Origin of the sequence: Bradyrhizobium sp. 215_C5_N1_1 (assembly GCF_052075935.1) — a bacterium.
In the GTDB taxonomy this organism is placed as follows: Bacteria; Pseudomonadota; Alphaproteobacteria; order Rhizobiales; family Xanthobacteraceae; genus Bradyrhizobium; species Bradyrhizobium barranii.
On the sequence record NZ_CP197228.1, the window covers coordinates 608,294 to 621,067 of the forward strand.

Annotated in this window: 9 protein-coding genes and 1 tRNA gene; 4 read left to right on the top strand and 6 right to left on the bottom strand. The window is 59.6% G+C overall.

What is annotated here, in order from left to right; translation table 11 throughout:
- Both otsB and AB7G19_RS02840 read left to right on the top strand, forming a co-directional pair.
- On the top strand, positions 1–822 hold the full coding sequence (otsB, locus tag AB7G19_RS02835) for a trehalose-phosphatase (RefSeq protein WP_063980508.1): 822 nt from the start codon (positions 1–3) through the stop codon (positions 820–822).
- A 235-nt stretch (positions 823–1,057) separates the two neighbouring features.
- Entirely contained in the window at positions 1,058–2,521 is a 1,464-nt protein-coding gene (locus tag AB7G19_RS02840; protein WP_028170078.1) for a trehalose-6-phosphate synthase, read from the top strand.
- Positions 2,522–2,558: 37 nt separating this feature from the next.
- Here AB7G19_RS02840 and AB7G19_RS02845 read toward each other — a convergent pair whose 3' ends face one another.
- Positions 2,559–2,900: a hypothetical protein gene (locus tag AB7G19_RS02845; protein WP_063980509.1), complete on the bottom strand. Its 342-nt coding sequence runs from the start codon at positions 2,898–2,900 to the stop codon at positions 2,559–2,561.
- Positions 2,901–3,096: 196 nt separating this feature from the next.
- Here AB7G19_RS02845 and AB7G19_RS02850 point away from each other — a divergent pair.
- Positions 3,097–3,186: transfer RNA gene (locus tag AB7G19_RS02850), tRNA-Ser, on the top strand.
- Positions 3,187–3,894: 708 nt separating this feature from the next.
- A complete protein-coding gene (locus AB7G19_RS02855; RefSeq protein WP_441267689.1) occupies positions 3,895–9,198 on the top strand; it encodes an NACHT domain-containing protein in 5,304 nt (1,767 codons plus the stop codon).
- A gap of 208 nt (positions 9,199–9,406) precedes the next feature.
- On the opposite strand, the gene AB7G19_RS02860 is transcribed toward AB7G19_RS02855, so the two are convergent.
- The 5 genes from AB7G19_RS02860 to AB7G19_RS02880 form a co-directional block, all read right to left on the bottom strand.
- Complete coding sequence (locus AB7G19_RS02860; RefSeq protein WP_441267690.1) at positions 9,407–9,793, bottom strand: hypothetical protein; 387 nt, start codon at positions 9,791–9,793, stop codon at positions 9,407–9,409.
- 65 nt (positions 9,794–9,858) lie between these two features.
- Positions 9,859–11,238: a recombinase family protein gene (locus AB7G19_RS02865; RefSeq protein ID WP_441267691.1), complete on the bottom strand. Its 1,380-nt coding sequence runs from the start codon at positions 11,236–11,238 to the stop codon at positions 9,859–9,861.
- Entirely contained in the window at positions 11,235–11,678 is a 444-nt protein-coding gene (locus AB7G19_RS02870) for a DUF2924 domain-containing protein (RefSeq protein WP_441267692.1), read from the bottom strand. The genes AB7G19_RS02865 and AB7G19_RS02870 overlap by 4 nt, the downstream gene beginning before the upstream one ends.
- 202 nt (positions 11,679–11,880) lie before the next feature.
- Positions 11,881–12,093 (bottom strand): helix-turn-helix transcriptional regulator, encoded by a 213-nt coding sequence (locus tag AB7G19_RS02875; protein WP_441267693.1) that lies wholly within the window; start codon positions 12,091–12,093, stop codon positions 11,881–11,883.
- 52 nt (positions 12,094–12,145) lie between these two features.
- On the bottom strand, positions 12,146–12,709 hold the full coding sequence (locus tag AB7G19_RS02880; protein WP_441267694.1) for a hypothetical protein: 564 nt from the start codon (positions 12,707–12,709) through the stop codon (positions 12,146–12,148).
- Positions 12,710–12,774: the final 65 nt, after the last annotated feature.

Genomic DNA, 12,774 nt, shown 5'->3' on the forward strand with positions numbered 1-12,774 from the left:
ATGAAATCGGAACTCGCGGAATTGGATCAGAAGCGCCCCATGGTTGACGAAGAAGCGCCCGACGCGGTGCCGGTGCCGCATGCGCTCGTGCCGCATCTGGGGGAGACCGCGATCCTGCTCGACATCGACGGCACGCTGCTCGACCTGATGCCGACGCCGCGCGAGGTGTGGGTGCCGCCGGGCCTGTCGGAAACGCTGAACCTGTTGACCGAGCGCACGTCCGGCGCGCTGGCGATGGTCAGCGGCCGTTCGCTCAACGACATCGACCTGATCTTCGCACCCGACGTGTTTCGCGCGGTCGCCGGTCACGGCGCGGAAATGCGCCTGTCGGTGGGCAATGAGGCCGACGACGTGCACGCGCCGCCGATGGACAAGGAGCTGAAGCGGCGCCTGGCTGCGATCGCCAAGCTCAGCCCCGGCATTCTGCTCGAGGACAAGGGCTATTCGCTGGCGCTGCATTATCGTCTCGCGCCGCATGCGGAGAAGGCGATCTTCGAAGCCGTCTCGCTGATCCGCGCCGATCTGCCCAATGCGCCGATCGAGGTGCTGCCCGGCAAGTTCGTTTGCGAGATCAAGCATTCCGGCTTCACCAAGGCCACCGGCGTGCGCGAATTGATGAAGCATGAGCCCTTCAAAGGGCGCCGTCCGATCTTCATTGGCGACGACGTTACCGATGAGACCGTGTTCGCGATCATGCCCGACATGAACGGGCTGTCCTTCTCGGTCGGTCGCCGCGCCATCGGCGTCAACGGCCATTTCGATGAGCCGAAGGATGTGCGCGCGTTCCTCGCGCGTCTGCTCGACGACACAAGGTTGGAATAAGGCACCGACACCTCGGGGCCACATTGTCGCTCGCGTGGTTCGCTTGCGCGCGCAATTCATGCTGGGCAACACAGTCACGAAAACTGACTTTGTTGAGCGAAACCGCCGGGTTCCCAGCAGAAAAACTGGTTCCAACGCATGTGCCTGATTTTGGTTTCATTTCGTACAAATGATGGACAGGAACCATATTGATGAACAGCAGTTAAACGGGTTGGAATGAAGGAGGGGACGACCTGTGAATTTAGTCGTCGTTTCAAATCGAGTTGCGCGCGGTAAACCCAACGAGCCGATGACGGGCGGCTTGGCTGCGGCATTGCTTCCCGTGGTGGAACATTCGGGTGCTATCTGGGTGGGTTCGTCGGGCCGTGTGCGCGACGGCCATCAGAAGGAACCGTTCGCCGAGATCGAAGCGCTTGGCTCGGGTGCGATTGCGACGCTGGATCTGCCGGCGGCGCACTACGGCGGCTATTACGAAGGCTTTGCCAATTCGGCGCTGTGGCCGGCGCTGCATTCGCGCAGCGATCTGATCCGCGTCTCGCGCGACGACTATGTCAGCTATCGCGAGGTCAACGCCTTCATGGCGCGCGCCTTGATGCGCTTCCGGAAAGCGAAAACGGCTTTCTGGGTGCAGGATTATCATTTCCTCGCGCTCGGCGCGGAGCTGCGCGATCTCGGCGTCGATGATCCGATCGGCTTCTTCCTGCACACGCCGTGGCCGGTCGCCGCGGTGATGCAGGGCGTGCCCAATCATCGCGAGCTGATCACGGCGATGCTGGCCTACGATCTGCTCGGCTTCCAGACCAATGAGGATTGCCAGAATTTCCTCGGCTATGTCGCGGGCGAACTCGGCCTCGCCGTCGAAGACGGCGTTGCGATCTCGCAGCATGGCCGTACGCGTTGCGAGGTCTTTCCGATCGGCATCGATGCGGAGAAGTTCGCAGCTTACGCCGCGAAGTCGGCCTCGCATCCTGACGTGTCGCGGCTGCGCCGCAGCCTCAACGGCGAGCGGCTCGCCATCGGCGTCGACCGGCTCGACTATTCCAAGGGTCTCGTCAATCGCATCAGCGCGTTCGACCGGCTCTGGACCGAGCATCCGCAGTTCGCGCGCAGCATCTCGCTGCTCCAGATCGCCAACCCCTCGCGCGGCGCGATCGAGGCCTATGGCAATCTCCAGAACGAGGTCGCGCGTCTCGTCACCGACGTCAACGGCCGCCACGGCGAGGTCGACTGGACGCCGATTCGCTACCTCAACAAGGGCTTCAGCCAGACCGTGCTCGCGGGTCTCTACCGCACCGCGCAGATCGGCGTGGTGACGCCGCTGCATGACGGCATGAACCTCGTCGCCAAGGAATATGTCGCCGCGCAGAACCCGGCCGATCCCGGCGTGCTGGTGCTGTCGAAGTTCGCCGGCGCCGCCAACGAGCTCGAAACGGCGCTGCTGGTCAATCCGCACGACATCGACGGCATGGCGCGCGCGATCGCGGTTGCGGCCGCGATGCCGCTCGCCGAGCGCAAGATGCGCTGGGACGCGATGATGAAGAAGCTGCGCGGCCACACCATCCAGCAATGGTCCGCCGACTTCGTCGCCGAGCTGGAGAAGTGCCGGACCGAAAAGGCCGTCGTCGCGCCGCTCGAGACCCAGCCGCCGCAGGCACTGCGCTGGCTGAAGTCGGCGATATCAGGTGTGCGGCTGATTTAAGCTCGCTTGCTCTCCCCGTTCTCGCGGGGAGAGGCGCTCAATAACAATACGACACCCCGTCCAAAATCGCGCATTGCCGCTTGTTCGGCGCGTTGGGATCGTCCAGCGGCACCATGCCCTTGCCCTGGCCGACGAACACGCCGGGTCCGACATGCACCGAGCTCTTGTTGCCGATGATCACGCTCGGATGCGGCGAGGCGTTCGAGCGCGTCCCGTCCGGCCAGATGATGGCATCGCCCGAAAGCACCCCGCGCCGCCCGTCGTCGCAACTCACGTCGACGCCCTGCCGGGTGCAGACCTGCGCGGCGGCCGACGCGGCAAAGGCGGAGCCAAGGGCCGAAATCAGGCCCAGCGCGACGATGGTCTTTTGGATGGTCATGGCGTCCCCGGTCGTGTTTGGCGGTCTTGAGTGAATCGTCGCGCCAAACCCGCTTCCGGTTCAGCCTTTGAGCGGTTCCGAAGCGCCAGCTGGCGCCAGATATTGTCTTTCAAATACAATATCTTACGGAAAATTCACCCGATTTCCCCGCGATCTCTTGCAAAATCATCGGCTCCCCTTCAAGAGAGGGCGCTCCGGAGAGATGGCCGAGTGGCTTAAGGCGCACGCTTGGAAAGCGTGTGTGCGGGAAACCGTACCGTGGGTTCGAATCCCACTCTCTCCGCCAGCCACCCAAAGCCACTTCGTACTTCGCCGTCGGGAGAGGCCGGAAATCCGGCCATTTTGCTGCGTTTTCCCCGCCAGAGAAATCCCATCGTGGCCCAACTGGCCTTCTACAGGTCCGGAGAACCGAATTTTCTCCGAATCTTAGAACCCTGCAAAACGGTCCAGTACGGCATTTTCCGGCAAACTAAGGGCTCGTCGAGCAAGCAGTTTTGGATCTCTCTTGCTCAACCAACTCAAATCCGCCGTCTGCGTTCGATACCTGTTTGCGCAGCCATCCACTCCCGCGTTTAGTCTTGGCCCCGACACCCGGAAAAACTGCGGGTTTCGCGAATTCGTTCCGTCTCCGCACCCCCAATTCGCGTGGCCGGGAGCGTGAATTGCCGAAAGTCTCCGACCAATTCCGCGAAAATTCCCGTTTTGGCAGACTTAGGCCGGAGACTTCGGTTCGATCAGCCATGCGTGCTGATCGACGCAATCCGTTCTCGGAATGATGAGCTTCTACAAAAGCTTATAAGCCCGATAGTGGAATGATGCTAGGTTGCGACAACTCGTCAGGCTCATAACCTGAAGGTCATAGGTTCAAATCCTATGCCCGCAACCAATCCCTTGCCGCGCCCCAACTGCCGCCTAAATACAAGGCCTTCCGCCGCGAATATTGCTCGTGCGCACAACAACCAATTCAGAAAATCGATTCCCGGGGTGGGATGCCTTGACCGACACACTTGAACAAAAACCGGCCTCTACCGAACTGACCGGCGGCGCAGGGTTTACATACGAAGACACGGTCGTCGCCTATTACCTCGCGCATCTGCTCCGGCTCGAGCGCGCGGCAGGCCAGCCTGGCATTGTCACCAGCGTCGCTGTTCAGCGGCAAGGCCACGGCCATCCCATGGATGATGTCATCGTTGGTCTAGACCATGCCGGTACGAATAAATCGCTCGAACTTCAGGTTAAGCGCTCCATCACCATCAGCGGCGCCGATCAGAAATTCAAAGAGATCGTCGCGGCGGCTCTGAAGACGCAAGCTACCGCTACCTTCATCAAAAACTCGGACGCGAGCGGATTTGTCGTCGAGCATGTCACGGACTCGACCTTCCGCAGCCTTTCACGGCTGATCGCCAGAGCAAAGGCGAGCCCGGACGCCAAAGACTTCGAACAGTATTTCGCGCCGGGCGGCACGGCGGGTGCTGACGACGAGGGACTGCGCGAAGCGTTGTTGCCGCTTACCGGCGCGGCCAATTCGGAGGAGGAAGTCAATTTTTACCGGAATTTCGCCGCAATCCACCTGGCTGGGCTGGAAGATGGCGGTGCACTCCGCCTAGAGATCGTCAATCGTCTGCAAGAAATCGTCGCGGATAATGTCGACGGTCAGGACATTCTTCTTTTTGACCGCCTCTGCCGCATCGCGCGCGAAGGCGCGGCGAACGCCGCCAAATGGACGCGCTCGTCCCTGCTCGCCCAACTGAAGGGCTCGGTGCGGCTGAAAATTACACCGAACTTCAGCGACGATATCAAGCGGCTGAATGCCGCCTCGCTCGATGCGCTCAACGATGTGTCCGAAACGGTCGATGACGTTCATGTCGCGCGCGACGGCTTGCAAGAGAAAGTCGCAAAGCAGCTGGAGAAGCATCGCGTTGTTTCCATCGGCGGCCTGCCGGGTTGCGGCAAATCTGCCGTTCTGAAGCACTTCGCAGCCAACGCCGCGAAGTGGGGCCCGATCCTCTTTCTCAAGAATGACCGGCTACTTGGAACGAGCTGGACAACATTCGCGACAGCGCTCGGTCTGCGCCACGCCAGCGCGTCCGATCTTCTCGCCGAAATCGGTTCTTCAGGTACGCCCATCCTGTTTATCGATGGCATCGATCGTATCCGGCCAGACCAGCAACACATCATCACCGATCTCATCCGCGCCATGGAGGCCGACCCGAACCTCCAGCACTGGAAGGTTCTCGCGAGCTCGCGCGATCAAGGTCTCGAAGCCTACCGGAATTGGTTTCCCCGGCAGTTTTACACCGCGAACGGCATGGGCAGCGTTTCGGTGAAGGGGTTCTCCGAAGACGAGGCGGAACGACTAGCTAAATCGAAACCCAATCTGGGCCGCCTTCTGTTCAGTCCCAGCCAAGCCGTGGAACAGATTGCGCGCCGTCCGTTTTTTGCGTCCGTGCTTGCCAAAGCCATTCCGCAAGGCGCCGAACCGAAAACCGAAGCCGATCTGATCAACGCGTGGTGGCTGCGCGCCGGACATGATGCTATGGCCGAAACGGTGCCGCAACGCCAGCGCGCGCTCATCGACCTTGCTGAAAAAGGCGTGCGTAATCTCGGCAAGGAGATCTTGGTCCGCGATCTCAAGCCGGAGACCGTCGCTCAACTGACTGCGTTGGAGGCGGATAACATCATTCGCCTTGAGCGCGCAGGCGCGATGGTTGCATTCACGCACGACATCTTCTTTGAGTGGGTTTTCTTCCGGCTGCTCATCGAGCTCGGCGACACATGGCCTTCGGCGCTTTCCGCCGCCGGCGAACCGCCATTGCTCGGTCGCGTGGTGGGTTTGCTGGCTCAAGACGCGCTCACCGAACCCGGATGTTGGACCGCCGGATTGGCCCAGCTGGAAAGCTCTTCTTTGCGCGCCCAGTGGAAGCGCGAATGGCTCACGGCGCCACCTTTCACGAACACATTCGAGAGTGCCATCGACGAGTTCACGCAGCGTGTCGAGGCTGACGACTTCGCTTTGTGCGAAAAGCTGTTCGTGTGGTTTCAGGCGCAGCACACCGTGCCGAGCCCCATGATCATGCAAGGGGCGATCAAGATTGAAGGCATGGACTCCATTCGCTTGGCCGATCTACTTGGATGGCCTTCTGACGGTGAAGCATGGGGACGCCTTATTGACTGGATCATCGCGCGTCATGACAGGCTCCCACCGCGTCTTTTCCCGCAAGCGCTCGAGGTCTTAGCGGTTTGGCAGAACGCGCTATCGGACATTAAGAACAAACGCTCGAAGGACATTCTGACGACGTGCAGTTCGTGGCTCGTCGATCTCGAAGCGGAAATCTACGCCGAAGGCTATGCGCGCGCGCGCGGCAAATGGGACGTCCTCGGCCACGAAGCGCAGAAGAGTCTCGCGATCGGGTTGCGTAACATGCTTCTCCGATCCGCCCGAAGCTATCCTGAGTTCGCGGTCGCCCTTTTTTTACGCGCCGCCAACAATGAGCACATGCTGCGGCTCGCATTCGACGATCTGATGGGCTTTACCCCGGTCATGGCGGAAGTTGCGCCGGAGGCGGTTGAAAAGGTCGCTGAAGCCAAGCTCTTGCGAGAATTGCCGCAGGACAAGTATGACCGGCTCCGCCGCGAAGAAGCTGAACAAGCAAAGTGGCGCGAAGAGATTAGGGCAATTCCGGAGGAGAAGCGCACGCGCCATCAACAGATGGCGTTGCCGTCGGTCCACTTTCCGACGAGCATGTCCGACTTCCGATTGGATGACGTCGGCCTCGACGCCTACAATCATTATTTCCACCCTTCATCGGCGTTGCAAGAGCCGTTCGGCAGCCTGCTCGCGAAGAGCCCCGCCGTTGGCCTTCGCTTCATCAAGAAATTTACGAACCACGCGACCACCGGCTGGCGTCAAATTCATAAACTCGACCGCCGCAAACACGGCACGCCGATTTCTATCGTCCTGGACTTCCCGTGGGGCAAGCAGGAGTTCTGGGGTGACTGGCACGTCTTCGGCTGGGGCCTTGGCATGCTGGGCTCCGAATCGCTCCAGTGTGCCTATCTGTCGCTCGCCTATTGGGCCTTCAAGGAGATCGAGAAAGGCCGCTCCACCAGCGACGTGATCAAGGAAATCCTCGAAGGCAGCGAGTGCTATGCCACGCTGGGCCTTTGCCTGCGCCTTGCCATCGAGACGTTCGAAGTTTCTGAAACGACGCTGCCCATCGTCACGTGCCAGCGCTTGTGGCAGCATGATATGGCGCGGCTCATTCAAGAGCCGCAGAAGGACGTCGACCTTTTCGGGTTCGGTTTCCTCGCGAAATTGACGGGTGAAAAAGCGAAGGCGAAAGCGTTCCTCGCAAGCCGCGAATACCGCAAACACGATGTGCGTGAACTGGCGATGCATTTTGCCATCAGCGGCGACACGAGCCTGCGGGATCGCTTCAAGAAGGCGCTGGCGACGTTCCCGGAAAACCTACCGTTCGAGCTCGAAGAAGAACGCGAACACCCGAATCTGGCGCATCAATTGAAGGAGAAGGCTGAGCTTTGGTCCGGCCTTGGCAATATCGCGAATTATCGGCGCTACGAAATGCAAGGCGATCAAGTTGCCATCGGCTATGAGCCGCCGAAACCGCTGCCCGAAGCCACACAACAGAAGGCCGCCAAGGCCTCAGAGTCCTTGGGCCAAACGCGTGTGCTGAATTGGGCCATGAAATCCTTGAATGAAGGCAAGCCTGCCGAGGGCTGGTCGTTAGATAAGGCAATCGAATACGCCAAGAAGCACGACCGCAACGACCTCTTCGACGAGCGCGCCGATGTTGGGCCCCACGCGGTCCAAAGCGGCGTCTCCGCTATCGCCGCGTGCGTTATCCGATATGGCGATAAAGATTCGGCGGATCGGCCATGGGCTTGGAATGTGATGGACCGCGTTCTGAAGATGCGCGAGCCAGGGGATTATCGGGGGTCGAAGATTCCGTGGCATCCATCCTTTCATCTTATTTCCGCGCTGTTCCACGACCGCAAGAGTGGCGCGCCCCGTTCGCAATCGTCAGCCAGCCTCATTGAGCTTGCGAGCCATGCGAATGAAGATGTTCAGCTCATGGCTTTCCAAGCCCTCTATTTGGACCCGGACCCGCATGTAAAGTGGGTAGCCGCGCACTTCGCGTTCGACCTCGCACATTACATCGATCCCATTCAGAACGAGACGACCTTTGGGCGCGATGACACGGAAGATCGCGACGCACGCAAGGCCGCCGTGACGAAGGCATTGAATGCCCTTGGTCTTGAAGCCGAGTCGGGCTTCGAGCAGTTGCCGCCGGCATGGGTGAAGGCACCGAAGCGCAACAGACGTGAAGGAGATTATTGGACCGACCCCAAGCGCTCGTTTGACGGGCAATATGCCGCCAAGCTCTTCGCTCACTTTCCGCTTGAAGAGTGGTGCCGGTCAGATGTTTACCGCGCGAAAATCGGACCGCTCCTCGTTGATCTTGCGCGCTGGACGGCCGACCGGCTGATGCCATCGTGGGACGATAAGAAGCGCCGCGACAAACAAACGAATTTGTTCGAATGGGACCACGCGTTAGGCACCATCTTCGCCCGCGTCTTACCGTTTTTCGAACTGCAATGGATTCGCGAGCACTTTCTTAAACTGTTCTCGCGGGACGACGAAGAGGCGTTGCGCGTGCTTGCAGAGTTCGCGGACAGCACTGTCAGACGGCATGTCTTGGATACCAAAGACATTCCCGCCAACGCACTGCCCGTCCTCCACGACTGTGTTCAGCGCGTGATCGACGACAGAACGTTTAGCCCGAACGGTTACCGTGCGGGGGAAGTGCACGGCTATGACATGCCGAGCCTGATCAAGGCACTTCTGTTTGTGAACATCGAAGCCGAATGTCCGGGCGCAGCGCGGTTCGTCAACGGCGATTGGAGTGACATCGCGGTCATCGTCCCGCTCGTCACGGAGCTCATGAAAGCGACCGGCTGGTCAACCTTCGTCATGCAAAACTACCTGACCCTGTGCGAGAAAGCCGGGGCATCATACGCCCTTGATGCGTTTATCGATCAGTCCGGGGCGGCATTGGACTCTATTGAATACGCAAAAGGCAGTTGGGTCGGGACATCACTGCCTGCGCGGCTCGCGGCAATCATTCAGCGCCTCGCAGAAGCGAATTACCCCCTCGAAGTTAATCGTGCACGCGGCCTCTTAAGGCTTCTCGACGCGCTGATTGACCTTGGCGACCGGCGTAGCGCGGCGCTTGAACAAGACGAGGCATTTCGTCGTGTTCAAGGGTCCGCTCGTTGAGCCGCCTATCCTTAGGCGCGGTATAACGTCTAGAGTCCGGACAATTGAGTCCGCAGCTCTGGATCGTCTGAATGGTGCGCGTCGCTCGTCTCGCCCGGCCCTGTTCAGGTTGGGCGGCGACTTCATGAGGGAGGCATGTTCCATAGCATTCGATTTGCGAAGCCCCGCCCGGAAGAATTGTTCGCATTCGGAACAATTCTTTGCTCATTCAGGATCCTTGGACCTGTCCCGCCGAGAATAGCGCCCTCTGCTCATCCCATCCGGCTGGGATAGATTTCAACAGCTGCGCCAGCTCAAGTCCGTCAGGCTGCAACCCATTCAAGATCGCTTCGGTGATGGCCGGCGACAGCAGGGTGAGCCGAAGCACCCGGCAGAGATAGGACTCGTTGATCTTCTCGGCCTTGGCGAGTTCTCGCACCGAACTAAACAGGTTGGATTCGAGCATATTGCGCCAGCGATGTGCCCGAACTACCGCCTTGACCAATGTGTTGTCGACCTGAGGCTTCGGCGGCGACCACGCATCGGTGTCTGCGGGGGTCACCACACGCTTGCGCCCACCCTGCCGGCGGAATGAAATCGAGATGCTCACGACCATAGCTCGGCCGTCCCGACTGAGCTTCGGTCGACCAATGGGGCCGAGAGTGAGGGTGGTCGGTCGGTTCATTCGGGGGCCTGCTGGAATGGCTTCGGTTGCAATTCCGAGGAGAGCGAGCTTAGGCCCTGGATCTTCAAGGTGATGTCCATTCGCTCGGCATGCATGTCGATGCGCTCGACCAGTAGCTCGATAATGCGCGCCTGTTCCGCCGGAAATAGCTCATCCCAGAGCTCTTCAAAGCCGAGCAGCGCGCTCCGCACCTCCGCCTCGCTAACCTGATCGGACAGCTTACGTAGAGCGCGCCAGGTTTGAACGATGACTTCAGGAGTTTGCAGGAGCAGACGGACCTGATCGATGATGATTCGCTCTAGCTCGGCGGCGGGCACCAGCTTGACGGGGCAGTCCGATCTGCCCTGCTTCATCGCGGTCTGACTGATGTAGTAGCGATAGAGACGACCAGACTTTCGGGTGTGAGTTGGCGACATCGCCGCGCCGTCAGGGCCGAAGAGGAGCCCTTTCAAGAGGGCAGGGGTCTGAGCGCGAGCATTACCGGCACGCTTGCGCGGGCTTTCCTTGAGAATGGTGCGAACCTGATCCCACAGCTTGCGATCGATGATCGGCTGGTGCTCGCCGGGATATGAGGTACCCTTGTGAACCGCCTCCCCAAGGTAGACCCGGTTGTTGAGGATCTTGTACAGCACGCCCTTGTCTAGGAGATGGCCGTACCGGGTGCGTTCGTTGGCTGAGACAAGCTCGCGAGCCAGCCGGGTTGCGGATTTGAGCTGCACGAACCGCCGGAATATTGTTCTGACTCGTTCGGCATCGACTTCGTGAACCAGCAGTTTGCGATCGCGGACCTCATAACCGAGTGGTGTCCAACCACCCATCCACTTGCCGCGCTTGCGAGAGGCGGCGACCTTGTCCCGGATCCGCTCTCCGATCAGCTCGCGCTCGAACTGGGCGAATGTCACCAGAATGTTCAATGCCATGCGGCCCATGGCATCCTTGGTGTTAAAGGATTGGGTGACGGACACGAACGTCACCCCGTGGCGTTCGAACAGTTCGACCAGGTTGAGGAAGTCGAGCATCGACCGTGAAAGTCGGTCAATCTTGTAGACCACGATGACATCTATCTTGCGGGCCTGGACAGCAGCAAGGAGTCGTTTCAGGGCCGGTCGCTCGAGGGTGCCTCCCGAGAAGCCACCATCATCATAGTGATCTGAAACTGCGGTCCACCCCTCTGCTCGTTGGCTCACGATATAAGCTTCACAAGACTCTCTCTGGGCGTCGAGCGAATTGAAGTCCATGTCGAGCCCTTCCTCGCTCGACTTGCGGGTATATACGGCACAGCGGACCTTTCGGACGGAGGCGGGGCTTGAGCCTGATCGCTCAAAGGAGTTCGCGAATGGGCTGGCTCGGCCCTTTGCCGTTTTGCGGGAAGTCATTTACCCACCGAGTTCTTTAAGCCGAAGAAGACCCAGCCATTCCATTTGGTGCCCGTGATCTGGCGGGCGACCGAGGACAGGGACTTGAAGGGGCGGCCGAGATACTCGAAATCATCGTGTCGAACGGTGACGCAGTGTTCCACGCCTTCCCATTCGCGGATCAACTTCGTCCCGGCGACAGGCCGCAAAAGCGGTCGAGCCTTGCGGTCCGCCGGCTTTTGGTCGGCATACTGCTTGGCCATGGCTTTGAGCCGCTCGGTGGTTTCGCGGGAAAGGCCGCCATAGGCCAATTCTTGGATACGGTAGGCCAATCGGCTCTCAAGGAAGCGGCGGTTATAGGCCGGCGGCTCGGTATCAAATAGTTCGCGCCAGCGGGCCTTCAGTACGGGGGCAGCGGCGCCTTTAAGGGCGGCCAATTGCGCCAGCATGGACGATTTCATGGCCGTTCTCCGTTCTGCGGAACGGGTCGACCAACGCTCTGGAAAGCCGAGAAGTAAAGCGAGTTTTCCCGGGCCACTTCCGAAACTTGACTGGACTTTCGATTCATCAAGCGTGCAAGACCGCATGCCAGAATCTCAGCAATTTCGGAGAAGCGATCCTCACTTGCGAGGTTGCTCCTCGGATCTGCACGATCCCTTTGAATCATCGTGGTCGACCATTTGCTGCGGCGTCGCAGGTGGCTAACCAGGCATCGATCTCATGCACGAAATAGTAAACCAGGCGAGACCCACAGCGATGGTGGGGCGGCCCGATCTTGGCCATGCGCCACTTGGCGAGCGTGGATCGGCTTACGCGAAGGTACTTTGCTGCTTCAATGGCCCGCAGCCGTCGGCTTTGTTCTTGATGCACCTTCATGCTCCTTGGCGACTATGATTCGTCTTGTGCCAAGGAAACTGTCAGACGTCGCTTACAGCGTCAGGTGATACAAAGGCGCGCATTTGCTAGACTGGCCCCAGCGGCTGGGATGATCGAGCCCGATGGCCTCGAGAAATTCCGGCTCGAACAGGAAGTAACGCCAAGACTCTTTCGGGTGCTCCATATTGCGCTCGACGCGGCAGTAGCTTGCCTTCATTGCATCTGGTCCGCCGAACGCAGGCGTGTTTCTGAGGATCATCGATGCGCATTCGTAGGCCCTTAGCCAGTCGTGTCCGTACCAGATTGACATCTTTAATGAATGCTCAAGCGCATTGGGAGGTGCGCCCGCATCCGTTTTGAGCGTTTCGCTAAAGCTTCTTTGCTGAAAGCGCGCGTTTCGAACTGTGTCGCAACGCATCAGATCGATCATATCCTGACGGCAACGGTCCACGATGCTAGACGAGCGGCCTCGGTTCTTAGGTCGACTGGGCCCCAATTGCTGGCAGTATCCGCGAGCAGCATGACTCGCCAGCCAATCGGGAACGGGTACCTTATGGCGATCGCAGAAGAAAAGCGCGGCTGCTGGCGCGAGTTCGATGCCGGCATCGGTCGCCATTTGCAATCTATCGAGCTGACGCTGTCTAGGGTCAGCTGCTGAGCGCGTTCGATGCACTACCATGG